This is a genomic window from Nocardia cyriacigeorgica (genome assembly GCF_029868385.1).
Lineage (GTDB): Bacteria > Actinomycetota > Actinomycetes > Mycobacteriales > Mycobacteriaceae > Nocardia > Nocardia cyriacigeorgica_F.
In genome coordinates this window covers 115,746-139,179 of the sequence record NZ_JARWNX010000047.1, presented here as the reverse complement: position 1 = coordinate 139,179, position 23,434 = coordinate 115,746, and the positions used below count along the sequence as shown (strand labels likewise).

The window sequence follows — 23,434 nt, the reverse complement described above, 5'->3', positions numbered from 1 at the left end:
GACGCACGCTCGCACACCGATACCGAGTCGCCACAACCCATCCGGAGGCTCGGCCACCCGACCGGCGGCACCACCGTCCGTAGGGCCGCCGACGGCGTGGTCGCCACCGGCGGGCCGTGCAGATCGCCGCCCGCTGGGCTCGACGCCGCCGAGCGCGCAAGCCGATTCGACGAGGCAACGCCGTCATGATGCGACGGAATTGCTGACGGGACTAGCGAATACCGACACCCTGGATCGGCGCGCTCGGCGGGAAGGTGACCGGCAGCGAGACCAGCGACCGATGAAACGGGCCCGGTCGCCACAGCAGTTCTTCCTTTGGTACCGACAATGCCAAGTCTGGCAGCGCGTCGAGCAGCTGGTCGAGCGCATTCTGGACGATCAGCATTGTCATCGGGCGCGCCGGACAGGCGTGCGGGCCGGTACCGAACGCCAGATGCGACCGGTTGTCGGTGATATTTCCGGTGCGAACGGCCGGATCGTTATTGCAGGCCGTCATGCTGATCAGCACCGGCTGATGCGCCGGCAACCACACCTCGTCGACTAGCACAGGTTGGCGCGGATATCTGATGCAGTAGTTCGCCAGGGGAGGATTGTTGAACAGCACCTCGTCGAGGGCATCACGGGTCGACAGGCTCCCGTCGAGGACATTTCCCGCGAAGCGATCATCGGTCAGCATCAGCAACAGGGTGTTGACGATCAGATTCTGTGTCGGCTCGATACCGGCCGCATACAGCAGCGCCAGATGGCACACCATCTCTTCGTCATCGAGGTGCGCCGAGTGTTCGACCAGCCAGCTGGTGACGTCTTCGGTGGGTCCGATCCGTTTGATCCGGGTGAGTTCGGCCAGCGCCTCGAGGAGCATCTGGTTGCCGTCCGCGGCTCCGACGGTGTCGAAGATGGCCGCCATACCGACCGCGGCGCGCTCGCCGATATCGGCTGGGCAGCCGAGGATCGCGTTCAGGGTGGCGAAGGCCAGGGGCAGCGCGTACTGGCCGACCACATCACACTGACCGTCCGCGCAGAAGTCATTGATCAGCGGGGTCGCGATCTGTTCGATCGTGCCGTGCAGGCGATGCAGATCGACTTTGCCGAGCGCACCAGCGGTGGCGGATCGGTAGCGCAGATGCTCCAGTCCCCCACTGTGCAGGGGATTCGGATACCACTCCATCATCGGGCGAACTGGGCAGCCCGCGGGAATGTTCTGCTCCCAGCCTCGCGGGTCGGAGGTGAAACGGTCCGGATCGTTGAGGATCCGCACCGCGGCGTGATAGCCGACGACGAGCGTCGCGGGAACGCCGGGCGCCAGCTCCACCGGAGCCAGTGAACCGAACCGGTGCAGCATCTCACGGTGCGCCCGATGCGGATCAGCCGCGTATTCCTCGGTGTACAGGGAGGTTCGCGGACCGTCGAAACCCGAGGGGATCGGGGCCGAGTGCGGATTGCTGTCGATACTCAATTCCTACCGATCCTGGGTGTCAGGTGCGGACCATCTGCCAGCTGGGGCGAGGCCACACTATCCGGGATTCGACAACTCACGCATAGGACAGCGTCCACACCTGGCAGCACCGCCGGTGTGAGCGGATTCGCCGCCACCGATCAGGCGTCCGAACTGGTTGCCGCGTAGATCAGCAGCGTCACCATCAGCGCGACTGCTCCGAGCACACCGCCGACCAGCGCATCGCCACGGTTGCTCGCGATGCCGCGATCCGCCCGATCCCAGCCGATGAAACCCGCTGTCACCGCGGCGATCCCGGCCGGGACGGTCAGGACCTCACCGGTGAAGGGGATGAACACGAACGCGAGCGCGAAGATGCCGAGCACCAGCGCCGCCAATCCGACACCGTTTCGCGGCGGCGGCGCGGCATCGTCCGGGTCCGGTGACATGCGCCGAGCCTAGGTCACATCCTTCGCCGACGCGCCGCATCGCCGGTCGTCTACTCGCCGACAGGACGCAACCCGGACCGGACCAGTGCCCCACCGGTCAGCGCCATCACGGCCGCGAGAGCTGCGAAAAGTGTTACTCCCGTGGCGAATCCGAACCGGTCGCTGATGAATCCGAGCCCGAGGATCATCAGCCCGGCCAAGGCGTAGGCACCGATATTCAGCGCGGCATTGGCCTCGGCCAATCGACCGACCGGGATGTCGGAGTTGAGCAGCGCCAGTCCGCCGAGCATTCCGGGTCCGTACGCACCTCCGGCCAGCGCGGCAGCCACGACCAGTCCGGCCACCGAGGAGGTGTCGACCGCGACGACCAGGACCACCACGCACACCACCGTGCTGAGCACCGACGCCAGCAGCAGTCGGCGCACCGGCAGCCCGCGCAGCGCGAATTGGCTCGCGGTGGCGACGGCGAACGTCAGGCAGGCGACGGCACCTGCGACGATACGATTCGTCGTCCCGAGCAACTCCGACAGCAGTGACGGCGCCAGCGACAGCATGAACGCCGTGGTGGTCAACGCGGATCCGGCAACGGTCACGGCGACCAACAGCTGCCGACGATTCGGCTGTGGCACGCGGGGGACGCGGATCCACGCGTCACCGCGCTCGGCGCCGGCACGAGGGATCGGCACGATGACGACTATCGCCAGCGCCACCAGCAGGAACACCGTCTCCACCAGGAATACGGTGACGGTCGGTCCGGGCAGCGTCTCCGAGAGAACCCCACCAAGCAGGGGGCCGAGTCCGGTACCGACCGCGATACCGACGGCGCCCGCAACGGCCGCCGACCGGGTGTGCGCCGGGCCGGCGATATCGGTTACCGCGGCCACGCCCGCCGAAACCATTGCACCACTGGCGATACCGACGATGGTGCGCGCGATGAACAGTGCGAGGGTGCCGGGGGCGGCGGCGAAGATCAAACCGGCCGCTATCGCCAGGATCAGCGCGGGCACCAGCACCGCTTTCCGCCCGAGCCGGTCGGAGACGACACCGGAAACCAGCAGCGACAGGCCCATCCCGGCCATATAGCAACAGAAGACGGCAGTGAGGGTGCTCTTGCTGAAACCGAATTCGGCCTGCCAGAGCACGTAGAGCGGGGTCGCCGCATTCGCAAGGACGAATACCGCGGCGATCGGCCACGCCGCCGACCAGATACGCAAGCGCACGGCGCGACCCTCACGCGCGCGTCCATCGAGAACGGCTGTTGCGGACATACTCGACTCCTAACCCAAGTACGATTCTTCTCGTACTAGTACGAACAGAGTCGAACTTTAGCATCCAGTACGATAATTTCCGTACTAGTTGGTGATCCGAGGAGGTCAGGTGCCGGAAACCCCCGCCCACCCCCGCGGCTCGGCGGCGCATGGCGAACCGCTGCCCGAGCCGACCCGCGCCGAGCTGCGACTGGAGACCGTCCTGGCCGCCCTCAGCGACCCATTACGGCTCGGCATCGTCCGCGCCTACTACCTGAATTCCGGCGGCGTTCCACAGCCCTGCGGCTGGCTCGAGATCGACCGACCGAAGTCCACACGCACCCATCACTGGCGAGTGCTGCGCGAGTCGGGTCTCATCCGGCAGTGGCAGCACGGCCTGGAGCGGCGCAATGTGGTGCGGGTGGATGATCTGGAGGCCCGGTTTCCTGGGCTGCTGAACCTGGTCGCGAACTGGGAGCCCGTCGAAGAATTGCGTCCGGCTGGGTTGTAGGAGAACCAGCCCACTTGGCCAGGTCTTCACCCGGAAACCTCAGAGTCCCTCGCTTACCCACTGTTTCTATGTTGGCAAGTGAGGGACTTGTGGTAGACCTTGGGACGCCAGATTCGCTGCCCGAATTGGTGTAGTCGTCGTGCTTGGCGGCATCGGCGGCAACCGTTCGGACGCGGAGAATGTGAACCAGTTTGCGTACGTCCGTGACGCGGCGGGTCCGCTGCTGGTCCGGTTCCGTGAATCCCTCCCGTCCTCGGAGCCGTTCAAATTGATGCCTTCCCCTGGAGGAACTTCTATTCGGAGTACTGGTCCGAATAGTCGCCCCTCAGCGATCCGCTTGTGTACTCCCTGAGATCATGTCGGAACTAGTCTTCGATCTCCAGCCTGGCAAACAGGGACCGTTTCGATCAGCAGTGGGGACGGAGTACAAGCCGTTCGAGTATTCGATCGTAGCCTGATCCCGAGGTGACGTTTGTTGGTCCAGTCGGAGACGGCATCATGGTACTCGTTCGAGACCAGCAGCGATATCTCGAAGCTGTGCAACAGGCGTTCGACAGCCCCTTCCCACGCGAAGCTTTCCGCGCAGACCTGGATAAGTTCGCCGCCGAAGCCCGCTTCGCCTTGCGGCCCTTCAGATCCGCCTTGGAGACGTGGAGGAGGAGCTGGCGCTCGGCCGTGCGCGACGGCCTAGTGCTGGTGCGTCAGGCAACAGGCAACTCGCGCGTGGAAAGTACTCCCGCGCCGCACGAACTGCGCAGCGGGGGGTATCGATCTGCCTGGATTTCGTGTAGATGCGGAGGAGTTCGTTGTGATCATCGCCCCTTTTTAGCCAGGCCGATGGGAGTCGCAGAAAGCGTCGGCGAAGGGCTGACCGAAGTGGTCAGGGTGATCCGCGCCAGCGGGCTGCCGAACGAAACCAATACCCTATTCACCACCATCGAGGGCGAAATGAGAAAAATTTGTGGGCCGTGATCGAGCAAGCTACCGACGCGGTCATTGCTGTTCCCCGGCGCAGTACCGTCATCACGGGCGATATGCAGCCTCGCGTCGCCGATGCCATGACGGGAAGGGTCGAATCCGTTGAGCCGCCTGGCCAACCATCCTGCCTGATAACGCCATTCGAGCCAGAATCGTCCCCACCTCCGAACCCCAGCCTCATTTTCCGACGCCTTCCAAGGCGGGCGCCTTCTCAATCCGAGAAACGAAGAGGGAGGCACTACATGAGCGCATATACCCTCTTTCAGCGAGATCTCACGCCTAATCCGGGCAATATACGGTGGGGCACTTCCGTGGATCTGTCAGGTCAACCCCTGCAGCAACGTCGTGCCTCGCAATAACTTGCGGTCAATGGGATTCGTTCGTGGCCGGTGAGTAGCGGCTGAGTGATAGTGGTGAAATCTTTTGGAGTGCAATATATATTTCATGAAACTTTGGGTCTCATATCATTCTCAACTATCTGATACTGTCAATCCGACGCCTCGCGTGCATGGCTGATGGCGGCAATGTTCTTACGAAGGGCAAGGGCCTCCACACTATCAGCGCCGTTGGCGAGTTCTGCGCTGGCAAGTGCCGGGGCAAGCAGGCTAACAGCCTCGGCATAGCGGCCTGTCATCGCGTAAGCGGTTGCGACATTGTTGTAGAGAGTTCGTGTGGCAGGATGATTAATATCCAGCTTGTATCCATTATCTGTGGCGATACCTTCGTAGAGAGTTATTGCGGCGGCGCCATGCCGATCGGCTGAGCAATGGGCACGAATAAGATTTGCGAGAGTAGCGATTGTTGCGGGATCGCCCATCCCGAGGGTCCGCATACGATCCTTGAAGGTGCGCTCGAACAGATGGATGGCCTCACTTGAGCGCCCGGACAAGTCATAGTCATCGGCGAGATTGTTACAGATTACAAGGGTTTCGGCATGGTCGAGACCAAGAGTCTCCTCAGCAATTGTGAGCGCGCGTTCATAGAAAGGGACCGCGTCAGCATATCGGTCCGACTCGTGGTAGGCTCTCGCCAGCCGAGTCAGCAGTGACCGGATATCGTCGCGGTCGGGTCCGTTGAGAACCTCGCTCTCGGTAAGAATTTTCTCGAGGATCGAAATAATCTCCGGATAACAACCTTCAGACTGGTACGCCTCAAGAAGGTTTTCGCGAATGATACGCGTATCAGGATGGTCAGGCCCAAGGACTGTCAGCGCGGAGGAGAAATCCTCCGACCATAATCCAATAGCCTCCTCAGCTCTATCTGTCGACATATAGGCAGCAGCGAGCTGGTTTCGCCTGAGGAGCGCCAAGCGGGCATCTATCGCCGGGACCCTGCTGGGACATATAGCCAATCCCTCAAGTAGGAGAATTGCCGCATCCCACTTTCCCTGCGACACGTAAGCAGTGGCAAGATTTTTCCGAAAACCGTCAATCAAGGGATGATCGGTGTCAAGACGCTCGGCAGTGGCAATCGCTCGTTCGTAGCAGGCGATCGCGTCGTTGGGACAATCTGATTGCATATAAATAGATGCAAGTTCACCCTCCATTATGACGGTCTCAATGTGGTCTTGGCCGAGATCTTGCTCTACAGCGCAGAGACTCTTCTTCAAAAGACCGATTGCTTCTAATCCACGCTCCATATGAGCGTACATAGCAGCGAGACTATTTCTCACGGATATCGTGCTCGGGTGGCCGACGCCAAGAAGGTGTTCAGCGTCACCGAGAGCTCGCACTAGCAAGTCGATGGCGTCACCTTTTCGATTACCGTCATTGTAGGCGATAGCGAGATTATTACGAGCTACGATAGTGTTACGGTGATTTGATCCGAAGCGTCTTTCGCTGTCGCTGAGGACATTCTCGCTGAGCTGGATCGCGTCGACAGTTCGGGCCGCTGCTCGATAGGATACAGCAAGGTCATTTCGACAGTCCCAGGTTCGTGGGTGGTCTATGCCGAAAATGCGCTTTGCATCAGCAAGGGCACGTTCGTAGAAGCCAACAGCATCAGCGGAGCGACCAGCCGACTCATAGGCCCCAGCTAGGCCGAGAAACGTCCGGTAAGTATTAATATGATTGACACCATGGATTCGTTCACAATCGTGAAGGGTCTTCTCGAACAGCTTGATTGATTCGGAAAGTTTTCCAGCACGCTCAAGTGAGAACGCAAGCGCATTCCGGGCGGAGAGAGTATTGGGATGATTGAAATCGAAGGCAATTTCGCATTCTTTCACCACATCGCGATGTATATGCAATGCGCCATACGTATCGGCTCCGATCATGCATAGAAGATGTGCTGCAAATTTCCTTGCATAGAGCACACGTCCGACAATATCCTTGTTCGCTACATGGGTTTTTACAATTTTCCACAACGCTTCAATATGGTTTGCTGCATTGACAACAGATTCTCTCTGATGCCAGGTAATCTGATCGTCCAGGTCTGGATCGAGCAGATCCAAAGTTGCACATGCAGCCCAGGTCAATCCGTTATTTCCCCCGACCCGTTCGCGGACCACTTGCCTTGTTAAGCGATGCATGATGATCGCTCGACCGCCGATAGAATACGACAGAACAGAACCACGCACACATCGCTCAATAGCTGCTTCGACTACTTCGACATCGAGTGGGATACGGGGCAACAGCTCGCGGCCCATACCTTTGTGAGACAAGACTGAGACAATCATTAAAAGATTGGTAGTAATTCCATTCGTGTCGCCTGACTGGACCGCGTCAATCGCCAACAGCAAAGCAGCTTCGACGCTGCGCGGATACTGCTGGCCTTGTCGGCGCTTGAGCGCGCTGGCGATCGTTTCCTGCCGCAATCGATCGAGATATCGCGAATAGCTGTAGCCTCGCGCGCGAATTGTAGCTGCAGCAGCCGCGATAGCCAAGGGTAGATCGCCGAGCTGCTCGGCCACGGCGTCAGCACCAGCCTTGTCGCTGAGCCCGGTACGAATTTCTAGAATCTGCCGTGACTCGGCTCGAGCAAAGACGTCAACCTCTATCGTGTGACCGAGTTCTGCGAACTGGCGATCGGTGGTGGTAATCACGACCTTTGTCACACCGAGCGAGGGGAGATACGGGCGAAGTGCGTCCGGATCGCGCGCGTCATCGAACACGATTAAACTCGACCCTGTCCGCACCGCGAGGTGCTCTCGCAAACGACGCGCGGACTCGACAGGATCTCCATTCGGTGCGGCAACCCCGAGCTTCTCAGCGATGCGAGTCAATCCAGACAGCATCTCGATCTCCGTTTCGGCACTCACCCAACCCACCAAGCCTCGCCCGCCCGCTATTAGCGACCGCGCACAAGATGCTGCGACGTGAGTCTTACCTACACCCCGCATGCCAACCAACGCGCATACCGCTGAGTCGACGGAGCGTTCAAATCGTTCCATCAGTATGTCGCAGATCTCACGCGATATATATTCTGCTGGCACATCAGGAATCTCACCGATCACGATAAAATCCGGATCGTCGAATGTTGAGTTTGCATCGCCAAATATCGAGCGCACACCCTGAGTGCTGTCAATTGGAATTTCAACGGAACCTTCCGGGCCAGACGTATCCAAATTTAAGGCACGACGTAACACTCCGACCGAAGGCATCCATAATTTGAAATGGTCCTCTTCAACACATTTGTATTTTCCAAGAAGGTTATTCAGATCGTGAAGGCCGAGTATCCCGCTAGAATTCACTAGGTGTGGCGAGAGCTCTTCCAGTAAAGTATCCTTTTGTGTCCGTGACAGTTCTCGGGAAGTTACGAAATAGTATTCGTCGGGCCTCTCGACGTCCATCTTGATCTTCTCTTCGCGTGCAGCACGCCTTAGCTTCCAGAATGGCGATCTGCTGAAATGCTTGCACTGAACTACAATCTTATTTCCATTTTCGGTTGATCTGAGGTCCACTCCACCGTCTGGGCCATGAGCGAACGCCTCCAGACGAATACCGAGGTCGGCTTGAAGTAGGTCTCGCACCAGCAATTCGAAGTCTGACGAAGAAAGCGTGTGAAAGTTGTAATCTGCCAACTATGATTCCTTGATGGTGTTCGATGTTAACCCGATTTGCGAATTTGCTGATGTCAAGAGAAATTTTACTTATGGCCGACAGCCATTGCGCGGTCCGATCGCTATGGCGACGATAGACGTGGACCGTACTTTCCACGGCCGAGACCCGATTGGAAGTTCGCGGCAAACCCGATCTTTGCCGACGCTTCAGACGCCTGGACGATCCACACCGTGAAATTCATTGTTGTAGATATCTGGCGAGGGGCCCGAGGATCTCCTAGGCAGACGTGCGCCTGACGTATGGCCGCGGACATGTACTCCACTTCTCGATCCACATTCGGACATCCTTCTCCAGCGCGGCACCGCGTTCGTCCACGTCCCGCCCACACCGACTCCCAACGCTGAGCCTCTGCCACCACCAATTCCTGCGTCGACCTTGGACGCCGACCCCGGCGCTACGCTGAATCCTACAATTGGCCAAGAGGTTTCAGACAGTATCGTTGTCTGGCAATGATTATGAGCCATTCGACGACAAGGGCCAGCACAAATCCGGCGCGGAGGTGATGGCGAGCTCACCGTAGCGGTCGCTACCGCGCGCGGGTGTTTGACCTTGTTGAACACCCGCTCCACCACGTTGCGGATTTGTAGACAACGGCGTAGAGACCAGTGGCCACCCGCCGGCACGTCCCCAACGCTTGCGAGTGGCGAGGTGATTGGCCCGCTCGGAAATCAATGCACGTATGCGCCTGCGCCGCAACACCGTCTGGCTCGACGCTGCCAGACACGCCTTGTCAGCGACAACCGTTTCTGGGAAATGCGCCGGGGTGAACCACCCTCGGGGCGCCACTCAAGGATTGCGGGCAGCATCGGGAAGTCCGCGGCCTGCTTGGACGTGATCAGCACCATCAGGCTGCGGCCGTGACCATCGGTGGTCAGGTGGGCACTTTGGTGGTCTATCCGTCCCGCGAGCGCCCCAGCCCCTTGGTCGGCCTGTTCATAAATCGCACTCCGGGTCGCTGGTGAGGGCACCGGCGGCAGGCTGACGGGCGCGCGATCGTCGGGTCGATCGATACCGCCCAGTCCAGATCGCCGACGGTGTCGGCCACGCCAACAACTCGGTCAACACCCGTCCCAGGTGCCGTCGGCAGCGTAGCCGACCACATCACCGAGCTGATCAACTCTGGCACCGACCACACCCGCAAAGCCGTGCGGCCGCACGCCCGACCTACGACGACGAACGGCCACTATGGACCACCGATCGCATACCGTCGACCCCGCCGACCGTGACCTCGAAATGCGCCACCCTCCCCCGACCGCAACCAGAGGACCTGCCGACCGTGCAATGGCCTGAACCAAGCACCCTGGAATCCTTGTGGAACAGCATCATGCGGCCGGCTCCATCGGGTGTAGCCAGCCACCAAAGCGATCCGAGCGACACACGGTCGTGCGGCCGTCGCAGCGCGGCCCCCGGACAGGGTTCACGTTCAAGGCAGCGACTCTTAGCGGTCCCGCCCAACACGAGCGGTCATAGAGATCTGACCTGCGTTCCGCTGCGAGACGACCCTGACGGCTCCCGCGAACCAGTAGCTCATTCTCCCAGAGGGAAGCCGGAACCAAACGCGGAACCGAACCAAATAAAGCAGCGGGTCCGGTCGTGGACCGAACCCACTATTTTGTGGACCTTGGGGGACCTTACTACAACCCTGAAACCGCAGGTAGAAGCCCTGAAACGCAGGCTGAAACCCTGGAAAATTTGATCCAGACGCTACCCGACACCACAGCACCGGCCCCGCCACCCGTGGAACGCCCCAAACAACAGCGGGCACGGCAACTCGACGCCGACCGAGTCGCGGAGCTGATCGCCGGTTACAAGGCCGGAGCAACCATGTACGAACTGGCCGCCCGATTCGGTACCGAACGACGCACGGTCAGCAACATCCTACACCGACACGCGGTACCGATGCGTCGCCGCGGCCTGACCCCCGACCAAGTCGACACCGCCATCCACCTCTACAAACTCGGCTGGTCACTCGCCCGAATCGGCGACCACCTCGGCGTCGCCCACACCACAGTCCTGACCAAACTTCGCGAACGCGGCGTACAGACCCGAAACACCCACGGACGACACCGCCCGTAGGCATTCTCGAACATTCATTCTCTTGCCCGACGATTGCTGAATTCCTGCAGTGCCGGGAAGCGATTTCAGTTCAGGCCGTGCCGAGTACCAGACCGAGTGAATGTTCCAAGCCCGCGACCCCCCTGGTTGGTCACATGGACCTGGCGCGGGGCGGCGCCCCAGCGCACCCAGTCCAGGTCGAACAGGCGGGCGGTCAGAGCCGCGCCGAGGCCGCCGGCCAAGTGATAACGGTGTTCGCTCCAGTCGACGCAGTAGCGGATCGCGGGTCGGCGCGGCGGCAGGCGGTCGGTGTCGACGCCGAGTTCGCGGAGACGTTCTCGGCCGGTGTCGGCGAGTTCGTTCGGTCGCGAGCTGACCCAACAGGTCCGAGAGTTTTCCCTGCACCTCGATCACCTTGCGCGCCTTGCCCAACTCCGCGCGCAGCTGCTCGTTCTCCCGCTGCAACCGAGCGTCCTCACGGTCCCGAGTATCGGCCTTCGGCCGCCCCGCCGGCTGCGCCAGCGCCGCCCACGCACCCTTGTCGCGCTGATCTCGCCAGTTCGTCAACAGCGACGAATACAGGCCCGCCCGCCGCAGCAACGCGCCCTTACCGGCCTTGTCCAGGCCCTCGTACTCAGCGAGAATCCTCGTCTTATAGGCCGCGGAGAACCTCCGCGACTTCGCCTTCGCCGAAACCTCCGGATCGGGCACCCCATCACTCGTCGACCCCATCGGGGCTGGTACTCCTCGCTCGCTCTCACACCAAAGTTTCCGTGGCAGATCCTGCCTCACTCGGGGTTGGCACAGAGGGGTCCCTTACTCGTGACGGTTCGGACTCACCGAGGGGATTTGTGCCGCCGATTGCGTTTCCGGTTGGCCCCTGAGTGGGTCGAGCTTGTCAGCGACTCCCGCGTGATGGCTCTGCTGTTGGTTGGGGTGAGAACGGTGCCAGGAGAAGGCTTGTCAGGTTTTGCGTGGAATGTTCGGTGCCGTCGAGACGCAGGGTGCCGGATCGGACCGCGCCGTCGATGGTAGTGCGGTGATCGCAGACAGCCCGGAGAGTGTCCAGGTCGGTGGCCAGGGTCGCGTCGGGCGGTGCGGGTGCACTGGCGTGACTGATCCGAACAGCGGCATCGGCGACTTCGACGGTGTAGGTGTCGGCGTCGATACGAAGCTCGTAGATGCCGCGTCGTTCCGCCGCCCGAGTCGAGTCGAAGGCGGCCTTGACGCTGAGCAGCAGGGAGTCGACACCCAGGGCGCCGTCGGGCGAGATGGGAGCTTGGCTGCCCCACCGTCCCAGCTCCAGCAAGATGGGCTCCAGGGCATGACCCCATTCGGTGAGTTCGTAGAGGCGGACACGGGCCGGCGGCTCCAGCTCGCGGCGCTGAACGACGCCGTGCTCGACCAGCTCGCGCAACCGCTGGCTCAGCACATTCGGACTCACACCGGGCAGACCACCGAGCAGGTCGTTGAACCGCTTCGGTCCGAGCAGCAGGTTCCGCACCACCAACACCGCCCACCGCTCGCCGATGACATCCAGGGCGCGGGCCACGCCACACGGATCCCCATAGCTACGCATGTCACTCACAACCATCAGGGTACTTTAGATCCTGAATTAGGATCAATACTTGTTCTTTAGGAGTTAATCGCTTAGTTTGGAGCTCATGAGCCCGATGAACGACGACACCGCGAACCTGCGGCAAGGTGACCTCGAACTGCTGAACACCCCCACGGCACAGCGCCTGCTCACCAGCCCCTTGGTGGCGCGCCTGGCCTACACCGGCAAAGACGGAACACCGCGGCTGATCCCGGTCAACTTTCTGTGGACCGGCGACGAGGTGGTCATCGGCGCGTTCGCCGGCACCTACAAAGTCCGAGACCTGCAGACACGCCCCGATGTGGCGATCTGCATCGACACCGCCGACGGCCCACCGCAAGCGCTGATGCTGCGCGGGAAGGTAACCCTGGCCGAGGTCGACGGGGTTCTGCCCGAATACGCCACCATGCAGCGTGCAGGCATGGGCGAGGAAGCAGGCAATGCCTACCTGGAGGCGATCGACCAGCCGGGCCTGCGGATGGTCCGGATCGGTCTACGCCCGACCTGGGTTGCAGTACTGGACTTCCAGGAACGCTTCCCCGAGCTCACACCCGAACCCGTCCTGGCCGCCTTCGGCCACGGCTGACAAACCAAACGGCCACGACTGCCCGGAGGGCAACAAGACCTGCCACCGGTACGAATGATGGCACGGCCAACATTACGCAAACAGGCGCTACGACGGAGGGTAAAAGATGCGCAAGATCGTGGTCTCAATGTGGACCACTCTCGACGGATTCGTCGCCGGCCCGCAGGACGAGATGGACTGGCTGCTGATCGATGACCACATGCACAGATACGAGCGGGAACTCGTCGAGCACGCCGATCTCCTGATGCTGGGCCGGATCACGCACGCCGACTTCGCCAGCCACTGGCCACAAGCCGCCCACGACCCCGACGAGCCGGACGAACTGAGACGTTACGCCCGGCGCGTCGACAACATGGACAAGATCGTCGTCTCCGCGTCCGGGGACACCGCACCATGGCAGCACACCCGCGCACTCGAACGCATCGATCCCGACGAGATCACCGAACTCAAGCGTGGCGGCGGCGACATCGTGGTCTACGGCAGCCTCGCAGTAATCCGAGCCCTCGATGACCTCGGACTCATCGACGAGCTCCACCTCCTGGTCCACCCCCTGTTCCTCGGGCACGGCAAAGCACTCTTCGACGGGGGCCGAACACCTGCCCAACTGAAGCTCGTATCAGCCGAACCCTTCACCTCCGGAGTCGTCCTCATGAAGTACCACCGGATCAACCAGACCCACCCGCAAGCCACCATCGCTGACACACGCCCCTCGGAGGCGAACCCATCCTGAACCGAACCCGGTCCGGCGCCACCATGACCCTCACCCCCACACGGCAAACCCATCCCCGACACCACCGAGCAGATCGCGCTGCACGGCAACTCGGACCGAACCGAAGAAGTGCCATCCAACTGAGACAGACCCCGCTGGCCACAGCATGAGACAAACCAGAAAAGCCCAGGTCAATCGATCGACAGATGCCACGAATTGGCCAATAGTGACTGTTACAAGCGCCATCCTGAACGCACTAGTCAGCGGCTCGCACCAAAGCACGAGTTCATGTCAGTAGGTCCAGTTCGTGCCGGTGGGGACTGTGGACCTAACGACTCCTGCACCCCGACTACGCGGCCACCGGCAAGGTGGATGCCCTGTTCAACCGATAGGCACCGCGAGACTATCTCGACAGCGAGGCAAATACTCGACAGCGGGCGCTATTCGCAGAAGCAGCTGATCACGATCGCCACCGACCACAACCCCGGCTTCGACTCGACCATATTCGCCGAGTCCCTGTCGTTCCTGCGCCAGATACCCGACCGCGACTTCACCGCCTACGGAATCGACGAAAACACCATCACCACGATGCGTGCACACTTCGCAGGATGGGAACTCGACCTCACCAACTAACCGACGCCCACAAGGGACATCGTGGCCGTCGCCATGAACCCGGCCGAGGATAGTCGTATGACACCGTCGAACAACACCACCCAATCGGCCGAGGTCCATGTACGCAGCGACCGTCGTAACCCACCCGATGTCAGCAAGCTCGCAAAACTACTCATCGAGCTCACACGAGAGCAGACAGCCGACGAACCCCGAGACCAGGACCCTCGCAACACGATCTATGACACAAACCCACCATCCGCATCGCTACCCGCCCACCGACATCCACGACAGCGCGCACGCCGACTCGACCCCGACCAGACCCACACCCTCATCCAGGAATACTTGGCCGGCGCGACAACCTACGAACTGGGCGACAGATTCGGCATCAACCGCCGAACCGTCAGCGCGATCCTGCACCGGAACAACATCCCCATGAGACGACGCGGCCTATCCCCCGAACAAATCGACCAAGCCACCTGACCTCTACAACCACGGCAGGTCTCTGACCGAAGTCGCCATACACCCCACCGTCGACCCGACCACCATCCTCAACCATCTACACGACCGCAGCATCCGCCTCGCGACACCCTCAGATGAACCCGGATCTGACACGGGGAGGAAAACACACTGAACGGCAATCGCGACGTCCATTAAAACGCACGGTGATGTCCAAAAACCCCAGAAAAGACAGGAGTAAGGAGTAGAGCACGTCTGCCCTACTCCTTGAAGTGGAGCTAAGGGGACTCGAACCCCTGACCCCCACACTGCCAGTGTGGTGCGCTACCAGCTGCGCCATAGCCCCGAGTGGTTTGCCGCCGGTGTTTCCCGGCTGCCTGAACGAAGTTACACCACCCGGGGACCGGGAGCCAAATCGCCTCGATATGGGGGTTGAAGGGCTGGTCAGGGGGCCGTGTCGGTGACCCAGGTTTCGTTGCCTACGTCGATTCGGGTGGTGCCGTCGAAGACGGAGGGGGTGGCGGCGGGGCCGTCCAGGAGGGTGGTGAGGGCGGCGTCGGCTTTGATGGCGTTGACTTTGGCGGCGTCCAGTTGGGTACCGGTGGTGATGCACTCGGTGGCGGTGTCGGTGGCGCCGGATTCCTTGGCCAGGGCTGCCAGATCGTCGTTGCTGAGGTCGGAGCCTTCATCGGGTTGGCGGGTGGTGAAGAGGGCGTCGTGGAACTTGGAAAAGGCCGGGCCGGAGCCGTCGGCGGCGACGCATTGCAGAGCGGCGGTCGCGCGGGTGGAGTAGTCGCCGCTGGCGGATTTGGGGTCGAGGAAGGTGACGAAGCGGTAGCGGACGGCGAGTTTGGCTTCGTCGATCTTCTGGGCGATTTCCTGGCCGTGGATGTGCTCGAGCGCACCGCAGGCGGGGCACAGCGGGTCCTCGAAGACGTCGATGATCTTGGTCACCCCCGGACGGCCGAGCACGACCGCGCCGTCGGGCTGGGCCGCTGCCACCACCGCGGCGTCGCGAACGGAGCCGTAGCCGTCGTTGCGCACCTCGGCTTCGTCATCCATCCAGGTATAGGCCAGGAACACGACCAGCCCGATGAGAACCAGCGCGACCGCACCCAGCGCGTAGGTGGTCTTGCTGGACATGGGCCTCGGTGTGTAGTTCGACGGCGAATTGCTCACCCGACCACTCTGCCTCGAGTCGCGGGCGAAGGGGGTCACCACCCGCTGGTCCGATCAGGCGAACTCGGAGCGGCGGGGTCGCCCACCACCTACCGCGACTTCCGGTCCCCCTCCGCGTGCACGACCTGCTCGAGCACCGAGTTCGTCGCCACTCCCCCGCCCGGACCACCATCACAGGTGCACGGCGCCGCGAGCTGATCGGCTTCGTCGTCGACGGTCTCGATCCGCTTCTCCACGGTCACCGCACCGCGCCGCATCGGCTCCGGCACCACCAGCCACGCGATAGCGGCGACTGCGAGCAGACCGCCGGTGACGGTGAGCCCCACCCCGAAGTTCAGCCGTTCGGCGAGGTAGCCGACGGCGATCGGGCCGAGTACCGCACCCAGATCGGCCGACATCTGGAATCCGGCCAATACCGGCCCGCCGCGCACCTTGGGGCCGATGATGTCGGCGACCGCCGCCTGCTGCGCGGGGGTGAACATGCCAGAACCGAGACCCGCAACGAACGAGAACACCAGTAACCAGAGCATATTCGGCGCGACGCCGAGACCCGCGGTGCCGACCGCACAGACCGCGGTGCCGATGATGAGGAACGGTTTGCGCCCGAACCGGTCCGAGAGCTGCCCGGAGAAGAACAGCACCACCGCGTTACCGGCGGCGAACACCGTCAGCGCGACGCCAGCCATACCGGCGGGCTGCGACAGCACCTCGACCACCAGCAGCGGCACCAGCGCCATCCGCACACCGAACACGGCCGCGCCATTGGCGAAGTTCGACCACAGCACGGCCCGGTATTCCGATCGCGCGAGTCCTTCGCGGAAGCTCATGGTCGGTGGTGCGGTATCGGCGGTTTCCGGGGCGGCCAGATGTGAGTGACGCAGGCTGACATGGACGACGGCGCAGGCGACGAGCAGGGCGATCGCATAGATGAGGAACGGTGCTCGCAGCCCGAACTCGGCCAGCAGACCACCGATCAGCGGTCCGGCCAGCGATCCGATGAGGAAGCTGGTCGACCACAGACCCGAGATACGTCCGCGCTGATCGGACGGCGACATGCGGATGAGCAGGGCCAGCGACGACACCGTGAACATCGTCGACCCGATCCCGCCCGCCGAACGCAGCACCAGCAACTGCCAGTAGGTCTGCGCGAACGCACTGGCACCGGTGGACACCGCAACGATGAGCAGCCCGCTGGTGTAGACCCAGCGTTCACCGAGTTTCTGCACCAGCCGCCCGCTCATCGGTGCGAACAGCAATCGCATCAGGGCGAACGCGCTGACGATCGCCGACGCGGCGGCGAACCCGACCCCGAAACTGCGCGCGAACTGCGGCAGGACCGGCGAGACGAGGCCGAATCCGATCGCGATGACGAACGCGGCCCCGACCAGTACCCAGATCTCCCGGGGTAGTGCTTTCGAACTAGCGGTCACTGGATAGAGCTTGCCCCACCAGTTCCTCGGCGGCCGCCTGCACCTGCTCGAGGTGCTCGGGACCGTGGAACGATTCGGCGTAGATCTTGTATTTGTCCTCGGTGCCCGATGGGCGGGCGGCGAACCACGCGTTCTCGGTGGTCACCTTGAGGCCGCCCAGCGGCGCGCCGTTACCGCGTGCCCGGGTGAGCACCGAGGTGATCGGCTCGCCCGCGACCTCGTCGGCGGCGACCTGGTCCGGTGCCAGCTCCGCCAGCAGCTTCTTCTGCTCGGCGGTGGCGGGTGCGTCGATGCGGGCGTAGGCGGGGCTGCCGTAGCGGCGCTCGAGTTCGACGTAGCGCGCCGATGGGCTCTGCCCGGTGACGGCGGTGATCTCCGCGGCCAGCAGTGCGAGCACGATGCCGTCCTTATCGGTGGTCCAGACGCTGCCGTCCATCCGCAGCAGTGAGGCGCCCGCGCTCTCCTCACCGCCGAAAGCGAGGCTGCCGCTGAACAATCCGGGCACGAACCATTTGAATCCGACCGGCACCTCGTGCACATCGCGGCCGAGCACGCTCACCACCCGGTCGATCATCGAGGAGGTGACGACGGTCTTGCCGATCTTGGTGAGCGCGTCCCAGCCCATCCGGTTGGCCACCAGGTATTCGATGGCGACGGCCAGGAAATGGTTGGGGTTCATCAGCCCACCGTCGGGGGTGACGATGCCGTGCCGGTCGGCGTCGGCGTCGTTGCCGGTGGAGATGTCGTAATCGTCCTTGATGGACACCAGCGAGTTCATCGCGAACCGCGAGGACGGGTCCATCCTGATCTTGCCGTCGGAATCCAGCGGCATGAACCGCCAGGTGGGGTCGACCAGCGGGTTGACCACCTCGAGTTCGAGGTCGTAGCGCTGACCGATCTCCTCCCAGTAGTCGACGCTGGCCCCGCCCATCGGATCGGCGCCGAGGCGGATGCCCGCACCGCGGATGGCGTCGAGGTTGAGCACACTGGGCAGGTCGGCGACGTAATGGTCGAGGTAGTCGTAGCGCTGCACGGTCGGCATCGCCTGTGTGAGCGTGCCGTGGCGCACCTCGGCCAGCCCGCCGCGCAGCAGTTCGTTGGCGCGTTCGGCGATGGCATCGGTGGCGACGGTGTCGGCGGGCCCACCGTGCGGCGGGTTGTATTTGATGCCGCCGTCGCGGGGCGGATTGTGCGAGGGCGTGACGACGATGCCGTCGGCCTGATGTTTGGCGCCGCCGCGGTTGTGCCGCAGCACGGCGTGGCTGAGCGCGGGGGTCGGGGTGTAGCGGTCGCGGGAGTCGATCACCGCCGTGACATCGTTGGCGGCCAGCACCTCGAGCACCGTGGTCCACGCGGGCTCCGACAGCGCATGGGTGTCGCGCGCCAGATAGACCGGTCCGGTGATGCCGCGGGTGGCGCGATATTCGACGATGGCCTGGGTGATGGCGAGGATATGGGCCTCGTTGAAGGTGGTGTCCAGACTGGACCCGCGATGGCCGGAGGTGCCGAACGACACCAGCTGCGCCGGTTCGGCCGGGTCGGGGACACGGGTGTAGTAGGCGGTCACCAGGCCGGGAACGTCCACGAGGTCGCTCGGCCGCGCTGGCCGTCCGGCTCGATCGTGCGCCATACTCGGATCTCCCTTCCGGGTCGGCTGCGCCCGGCTCGTCATCAGGATCATGTGAACAGCCATTCGGTCATGGACGCGGCGGCATACACCACGGCCAGGCAGGTCGCGACACTCAGCACGATGTTGCCGAGGGCGTAGCCGTACGCACCGTCGGACACCAATCTGATCGTCTCGTAGCCGAACGTGCTGAAGGTGGTCAGCGCACCGCAGAATCCGGTTCCCATGCCAGCCAGCAGCAAGCTGTTCGTCCCCGCCCCGATCAGAGCACCGAGCAGCGCCGAACCGACAATGTTAACGGTCAGCGTCCCCAGCGGCAGCATGGATTCCCAGCGAGAGGAGACCACCCGGTCGATGAGGTATCGCGCAGGGGCACCGAGCATTCCGCCGATGATCACCAAGGCCGTGGTCATCGGCTCGCCTCCGGCTGCCAGAGTTCCACCGCGGAGAGGGTGACGGTGACCGCGGGGAACAGCTCGGCGTTGTCGTCGACGAAGGCGCGCAGCCGGGCCGCGTCGTCGATGATCATCACCATCACCGGAAGTTGTTCGGCCAGGTCCAGCAGCCTCGTGGTGTGGATCCTCGACGACGCGCCATAGCCTTCGACACCACGCCACACACTGGCACCGGCCAGTCCGCTGTCACGCGCACGACGGACGATCTCGTGATAGAGCGGTCCGTGGTGCCACCGTTCGTCCTCGCCGAGCAACAGCACCAGCCGAGCGGCCCGCGCCCACTGCCCGGAGACAGACGTCCCATCGGTCATCCCTTACCCCCTTCCGTGCCGTTCACCGAGTCCTCCGCACACTTCCAGTTACCCACCGTGCACCCGCCATGCCGACCACAACCGCGGCCAGGCAGGACACCATCGTCACACCGAGATAGCCGAGCCCGGTACCGATGGCCCCCGATTCGAGCAGTGTACGAATCTCGGCGCTGTAGGTGGAGAAGGTGGTGAATCCGCCGAGCACGCCGACACCGAGGAAGGGCCGCAGCAGTCTGTGGGCTACCCACACTTCGGTGATGAGAACCATCAGGATGCCCATCGCGGCGCAGCCGATCACATTGACGACGAAGGTCGACAGCGGAAACGATCCGGGCCGCGTCGGCAACCAGACGGCGAAACCATAGCGCAGCAGCGCACCGAGACCGCCCCCGAGCGCGACGACGAGCAGCACGGACGGATCGGCGATTCGGGCTTCGGCCCGCGATGACACGTCCCCAACCTCCTGTCCCGACCCGGTGGCGGCCGCATGATTGCCGCTGCGCTCACCGCAACGCTAGCGGTAGCGAGGACCTCCGCCGACGGCACGGCCGCGCGGGCGCCACCGATCGTTGACACACTGGGCTCCGCGCAGTACGAATCGACCAAGGTCTTCATCGAAGACCGAACGCAGTCGACAACCTCGTCCTGGAGCCGGTGATGGCGGCACCGCGGAACATTCGAATACGGCGCCGCCAGCAGCGGTCCGAGCGCCACGCCGCGCCCGAGCAAACATTGAGCATACGGCATTCGCGGGCGCATCGCGCGAGTCTGGTGATACGCCGCCTCGTCCTCGGGATCGCTATCGCCGGTGTCCTGGCCGTCGGCGGTACCGTGCCGTCGGCAGTCGTCGTCGAGCCCGCCACCGACAGCGCTGCCTTCTACGCGGCACCGACCGATATCGATCGCTACCGACCCGGCGAGGTGATCCGCAGCAGGCCGATGCCCGCGGCCGGATTCGCGGGCGCCACCGTCTGGCAGCTGGCCTTCCGCAGCACGAATTCCCGTAACGAGCCGATCACCGCTGTCACTACCGTGCTGCTACCCGCAGGCCACCGGCCGAACTTTCCGCTGGTGTCCTACCAGCCGTTCGTCAATTCACTCGGAACCGGTTGCGCACCATCCCATTCGCTCTTCGACGGCACCATGCGCGAGGCCGGAGCGCTGAATCTGCTGCTGACGCGTGGTATGGCGGTCGCGGTGCCGGATCACCTCGGCCCCGACAGCGCCTATGGTGCGGCGCAGTTGGGTGGCCGCATCACCCTCGACGGTATTCGCGCGGTCCGCGGGTTCGCACCGGCCGATCTCGCCGACAGCCCGGTCGCGCTGGCCGGATACTCCGGCGGCGGTATGGCCACCGGTTTCGCGGCCGCACTTGCCCCGCAATACGCGCCCGAACTACCCATCGTCGGCGCCGCCGCGGGCGGAGTGCCGATGAATCTCGGCCGGCTCGCCGAGGATCTCGGTGACCGCTCGAACCAGCTGTTCGGCCTCGGATTCGCCGCGGCGGTCGGGCTGGAACGCGAATATCCCCAGCAGATCGCACTGGACCGGGTGCTGAATCCGGCAGGTGTGGCGCTGCGTGAACGCATCGATGACGCCTGCATGGACGAGATCGTCGACGCCGCCGCCGGTCTCAGCACCGCCGACGTCTTCACCACACCTCCGGCCGAGGATCCCACCGCCACCCCGATCCTGCGGGACAACAGCCTGGAGGCCTTTGCCGGTGTGCCATCCGCGCCGCTCTATCTCTGGCACGGATCGGAGGACATGATCTCGGCCGAGCCGGTGCGGCGGGTCGCCGACCGCTACTGCGCGGCGGGCATACCGGTGCAGCTGGATCTGATCGCGGGCGCCGATCACTCCGCGGCGATCCTGCCCGGCGCACTGCGCGCACTCGACTATCTCGCAGGCCGTTTCGCGGGCCTACCGCCACCGCAGAACTGCTGAATGCGGTGCGGCCCCGGAGTCGTCGAGCAACACGGCCCGCCGCGACCCCGAACCAGCGATACCCGAGCACATCCGAACACAACGGCGCTCGCGACCATCGAGCCGCGAACTCGCGCGCACCGCAACGCCGCCCGCTCGAGCACACAACAACGCCGTCCGCGAACCGGAGAAGTTCACGGACGGCGTTGCCGAGCACCGACGATCAGTGCGCGAGTACCAGCTCACCTTCGGCCGGTGCGGGTGCGCTGTTGGGCAGCAGCACCCCCGTCACCACGGCGCCGATCACGAAGATCGCGGTGGCCCACCAGAAGCTGGTGGTGTAGCTCTCGATCGCCGACTGCGCGACGGTCAGCTGGTCCGGTGTGCGGCCGACCAGGTAATCGCTGGCAGCCGAGGCCGCGATGGTGCTCAGCAATGCGGTGCCGATCGAACCGCCGACCTGCTGGCTGGTGTTGATCGTCGCCGATGCGACACCGGCGTCCTCATGGTGCACGCCCGCCGTCGCGCCCTGGAACGCGGTCGCCATGGCGCCACCGAGTCCGAGGCCCATCAGGATCAGGCCGGGCAGGATATGGGTGGTGTAGCCGGTGTCCAGTCCGATCCGGGTCAGCCAGGCCATACCGGCCGCCGCGATCAGGAATCCGGAGCTGACGATGATCTTCGGCCCGAACTTCGGCAGCAGCAGCGACGGTGTGGTCGTGGAGGACACGATCATCGCGGCCACCATCGGCAGGAACGCCACACCGGTGGTGATCGGCGAGTATCCGAGGGTGAGCTGCATGTAGTAGGTGAGGAACAGGAAGATCGCGAACATCCCGATGCCCATCACGAACACGGTGAGGAACGATCCACCCCTGGTGCGGTCGAGCACGACGCGCAGTGGCAGCAGCGGGTTGGCGACGCGGGTCTCCAGCCAGACGAACACGGCCAGCAGGGCCGCCCCGCCGATGAGGAAGGCGAGGGTGACCGGGTTGGTCCAACCGTCGGTCTCGGCATGCGAGAAGCCGTAGACCACGCCGAACAGCGCCGCGGTGACCACGATGGTGCCGGGAATATCGAGCTTGGGCCGTTCGGTGACGGTGTGCTTGGCCAGCAGCAGCACGGCGCCGACCAGTGCGACAGCGGCGAAGCCCAGGTTGACGAACATCACCCAGCGCCAGGACGCCCATTCGGTGAGCATGCCACCGAGCAGCAGACCGATGGCGCCACCGGTACCGGCGACAGCACCGAAGATGCCGAAGGCCTTGGCCCGTTCGGACGGTTCGGTGAAGGTCACCGTCAGTAGTGACAGTGCGGCCGGTGCCAGTAGCGCGCCGAACACACCCTGTCCGACGCGGGCCGCGACCAGCATCTCGAAGCTGGTGGCCGCGCCGCCGATCGCGGAGGCCACCGAGAAGCCGATCAGGCCGATGATGAAGGTATTGCGCCTGCCGAACAGATCGCTGAGCCGACCGCCGAGCAGCAGCAGGCTGCCGAATGCCAGCGCGTAGCCGGTGATCACCCATTGACGATCGGCGTCACCGAATCCCAGATCCCGCTGCGCCTCGGGCAGCGCGATATTCACGATGGTCGCGTCGAGCACGACCATGAGTTGGGCGACGCCGAGAACGGCGAGCGCCCACCAGCGCAGTGCGTGCGAGCCACGCCTGCCTGTCGGCTTTTCCTGCGGGGATGCCCCGCGTTCGATGGTGGTTGTCACGTCGCCCCTCGTTCACAGTTTAAACGGAGGTAGTTCCTCCGGTTTGTCGAAACGCTATCACAGTAACGGAGGGACTGTCTCCACTTAATC

General features: G+C 63.4%; 19 protein-coding genes, 1 tRNA gene and 1 pseudogene. 8 read left to right on the top strand and 13 right to left on the bottom strand.

Going from position 1 to position 23,434, the window contains the following annotated elements; genetic code table 11:
- Nucleotides 1-211: 211 nt before the first annotated feature.
- The 3 genes from QH168_RS14670 to QH168_RS14660 form a co-directional block, all read right to left on the bottom strand.
- On the bottom strand, nt 212-1,456 hold the full coding sequence (locus tag QH168_RS14670) for a cytochrome P450 (protein WP_348537584.1): 1,245 nt from the start codon (nt 1,454-1,456) through the stop codon (nt 212-214).
- Nucleotides 1,457-1,596: 140 nt separating this feature from the next.
- On the bottom strand, nt 1,597-1,884 hold the full coding sequence (locus QH168_RS14665; RefSeq protein WP_280235196.1) for a hypothetical protein: 288 nt from the start codon (nt 1,882-1,884) through the stop codon (nt 1,597-1,599).
- A gap of 50 nt (nt 1,885-1,934) precedes the next feature.
- Nucleotides 1,935-3,152, bottom strand: a complete 1,218-nt coding sequence (locus QH168_RS14660) for an MFS transporter (RefSeq protein ID WP_280235195.1) — start codon at nt 3,150-3,152, stop codon at nt 1,935-1,937.
- Between the two features lie 109 nt (nt 3,153-3,261).
- Between QH168_RS14660 and QH168_RS14655 the strand changes: the two genes are divergently transcribed.
- Together QH168_RS14655 and QH168_RS14650 are read left to right on the top strand one after the other, a co-directional pair.
- The gene (locus QH168_RS14655; protein WP_280235194.1) at nt 3,262-3,642 is read left to right on the top strand and encodes an ArsR/SmtB family transcription factor; all 381 of its coding nucleotides are present in this window, start codon (nt 3,262-3,264) and stop codon (nt 3,640-3,642) included.
- An 837-nt stretch (nt 3,643-4,479) separates the two neighbouring features.
- Nucleotides 4,480-4,727 (top strand): annotated as a pseudogene (locus tag QH168_RS14650) (thiamine-binding protein); the annotation flags it as partial.
- A gap of 380 nt (nt 4,728-5,107) precedes the next feature.
- On the opposite strand, the gene fxsT reads toward QH168_RS14650, so the two are convergent.
- Nucleotides 5,108-8,641, bottom strand: a complete 3,534-nt coding sequence (gene fxsT, locus QH168_RS14645) for an FxSxx-COOH system tetratricopeptide repeat protein (RefSeq protein ID WP_280235193.1) — start codon at nt 8,639-8,641, stop codon at nt 5,108-5,110.
- A 1,732-nt stretch (nt 8,642-10,373) separates the two neighbouring features.
- Here fxsT and QH168_RS14640 point away from each other — a divergent pair.
- A complete protein-coding gene (locus QH168_RS14640; protein WP_280235192.1) occupies nt 10,374-10,757 on the top strand; it encodes a hypothetical protein in 384 nt (127 codons plus the stop codon).
- Nucleotides 10,758-11,634: 877 nt separating this feature from the next.
- Here QH168_RS14640 and QH168_RS14635 read toward each other — a convergent pair.
- Nucleotides 11,635-12,330, bottom strand: coding sequence for a winged helix-turn-helix transcriptional regulator (locus QH168_RS14635; RefSeq protein ID WP_280235191.1), 696 nt, complete (start codon nt 12,328-12,330; stop codon nt 11,635-11,637).
- Between the two features lie 70 nt (nt 12,331-12,400).
- Here QH168_RS14635 and QH168_RS14630 point away from each other — a divergent pair, with 70 nt between their 5' ends.
- From QH168_RS14630 to QH168_RS14615, 4 genes are all read left to right on the top strand, one after another.
- A complete protein-coding gene (locus QH168_RS14630; RefSeq protein WP_280235190.1) occupies nt 12,401-12,919 on the top strand; it encodes a pyridoxamine 5'-phosphate oxidase family protein in 519 nt (172 codons plus the stop codon).
- 106 nt (nt 12,920-13,025) lie between these two features.
- Nucleotides 13,026-13,649 (top strand): dihydrofolate reductase family protein, encoded by a 624-nt coding sequence (locus QH168_RS14625; protein WP_280235189.1) that lies wholly within the window; start codon nt 13,026-13,028, stop codon nt 13,647-13,649.
- 351 nt (nt 13,650-14,000) lie between these two features.
- Complete coding sequence (locus QH168_RS14620; RefSeq protein ID WP_280235188.1) at nt 14,001-14,261, top strand: hypothetical protein; 261 nt, start codon at nt 14,001-14,003, stop codon at nt 14,259-14,261.
- A gap of 57 nt (nt 14,262-14,318) precedes the next feature.
- Nucleotides 14,319-14,720 (top strand): hypothetical protein, encoded by a 402-nt coding sequence (locus QH168_RS14615; RefSeq protein WP_280235187.1) that lies wholly within the window; start codon nt 14,319-14,321, stop codon nt 14,718-14,720.
- A 249-nt stretch (nt 14,721-14,969) separates the two neighbouring features.
- Here the strand turns inward: QH168_RS14615 and QH168_RS14610 are convergent.
- The 7 genes from QH168_RS14610 to crcB (QH168_RS14580) form a co-directional block, all read right to left on the bottom strand.
- Nucleotides 14,970-15,042, bottom strand: a tRNA-Ala gene (locus tag QH168_RS14610).
- 98 nt (nt 15,043-15,140) lie between these two features.
- Nucleotides 15,141-15,839 (bottom strand): DsbA family protein, encoded by a 699-nt coding sequence (locus tag QH168_RS14605; RefSeq protein ID WP_280235186.1) that lies wholly within the window; start codon nt 15,837-15,839, stop codon nt 15,141-15,143.
- A gap of 125 nt (nt 15,840-15,964) precedes the next feature.
- Nucleotides 15,965-17,305 (bottom strand): MFS transporter, encoded by a 1,341-nt coding sequence (locus tag QH168_RS14600; RefSeq protein WP_280235185.1) that lies wholly within the window; start codon nt 17,303-17,305, stop codon nt 15,965-15,967.
- Nucleotides 17,295-18,935 carry a phosphoglucomutase (alpha-D-glucose-1,6-bisphosphate-dependent) gene (gene pgm, locus QH168_RS14595; RefSeq protein ID WP_280235184.1) on the bottom strand — a complete coding sequence of 547 codons (1,641 nt, stop codon included), beginning with the start codon at nt 18,933-18,935 and terminating at the stop codon, nt 17,295-17,297. The genes QH168_RS14600 and pgm overlap by 11 nt, the downstream gene beginning before the upstream one ends.
- A gap of 47 nt (nt 18,936-18,982) precedes the next feature.
- Entirely contained in the window at nt 18,983-19,345 is a 363-nt protein-coding gene (gene crcB, locus QH168_RS14590; protein ID WP_280235183.1) for a fluoride efflux transporter CrcB, read from the bottom strand.
- Nucleotides 19,342-19,698, bottom strand: coding sequence for a DUF190 domain-containing protein (locus QH168_RS14585; RefSeq protein WP_280235182.1), 357 nt, complete (start codon nt 19,696-19,698; stop codon nt 19,342-19,344). Before QH168_RS14585 ends, crcB (QH168_RS14590) begins: the two co-directional genes overlap by 4 nt.
- Before the next feature lie 22 nt (nt 19,699-19,720).
- Nucleotides 19,721-20,149 carry a fluoride efflux transporter CrcB gene (gene crcB, locus QH168_RS14580; RefSeq protein ID WP_280235181.1) on the bottom strand — a complete coding sequence of 143 codons (429 nt, stop codon included), beginning with the start codon at nt 20,147-20,149 and terminating at the stop codon, nt 19,721-19,723.
- Nucleotides 20,150-20,469: 320 nt separating this feature from the next.
- Between crcB (QH168_RS14580) and QH168_RS14575 the strand changes: the two genes are divergently transcribed.
- On the top strand, nt 20,470-21,645 hold the full coding sequence (locus tag QH168_RS14575; protein WP_432421098.1) for a lipase family protein: 1,176 nt from the start codon (nt 20,470-20,472) through the stop codon (nt 21,643-21,645).
- A 202-nt stretch (nt 21,646-21,847) separates the two neighbouring features.
- Here QH168_RS14575 and QH168_RS14570 read toward each other — a convergent pair whose 3' ends face one another.
- Nucleotides 21,848-23,344 carry an MFS transporter gene (locus QH168_RS14570; RefSeq protein WP_280235179.1) on the bottom strand — a complete coding sequence of 499 codons (1,497 nt, stop codon included), beginning with the start codon at nt 23,342-23,344 and terminating at the stop codon, nt 21,848-21,850.
- Between the last annotated feature and the right edge of the window lie 90 nt (nt 23,345-23,434).

What these genes read in the sequence shown, in the direction of transcription:
- QH168_RS14665 (WP_280235196.1), bottom strand. Translation starts at nt 1,884, where the DNA reads ATGTCACCGGACCCGGACGATGCCGCGCCGCCGCCGCGAAACGGTGTC.
- QH168_RS14660 (WP_280235195.1), bottom strand. Translation starts at nt 3,152, where the DNA reads ATGTCCGCAACAGCCGTTCTCGATGGACGCGCGCGTGAGGGTCGCGCC.
- QH168_RS14635 (WP_280235191.1), bottom strand. Translation starts at nt 12,330, where the DNA reads ATGGTTGTGAGTGACATGCGTAGCTATGGGGATCCGTGTGGCGTGGCC.
- QH168_RS14630 (WP_280235190.1), top strand. Translation starts at nt 12,401, where the DNA reads ATGAGCCCGATGAACGACGACACCGCGAACCTGCGGCAAGGTGACCTC.
- QH168_RS14625 (WP_280235189.1), top strand. Translation starts at nt 13,026, where the DNA reads ATGCGCAAGATCGTGGTCTCAATGTGGACCACTCTCGACGGATTCGTC.
- QH168_RS14620 (WP_280235188.1), top strand. Translation starts at nt 14,001, where the DNA reads ATGCCCTGTTCAACCGATAGGCACCGCGAGACTATCTCGACAGCGAGG.
- QH168_RS14615 (WP_280235187.1), top strand. Translation starts at nt 14,319, where the DNA reads ATGACACCGTCGAACAACACCACCCAATCGGCCGAGGTCCATGTACGC.
- QH168_RS14605 (WP_280235186.1), bottom strand. Translation starts at nt 15,839, where the DNA reads ATGTCCAGCAAGACCACCTACGCGCTGGGTGCGGTCGCGCTGGTTCTC.
- pgm (WP_280235184.1), bottom strand. Translation starts at nt 18,935, where the DNA reads ATGGCGCACGATCGAGCCGGACGGCCAGCGCGGCCGAGCGACCTCGTG.
- crcB (WP_280235183.1), bottom strand. Translation starts at nt 19,345, where the DNA reads ATGACCACGGCCTTGGTGATCATCGGCGGAATGCTCGGTGCCCCTGCG.
- QH168_RS14585 (WP_280235182.1), bottom strand. Translation starts at nt 19,698, where the DNA reads ATGACCGATGGGACGTCTGTCTCCGGGCAGTGGGCGCGGGCCGCTCGG.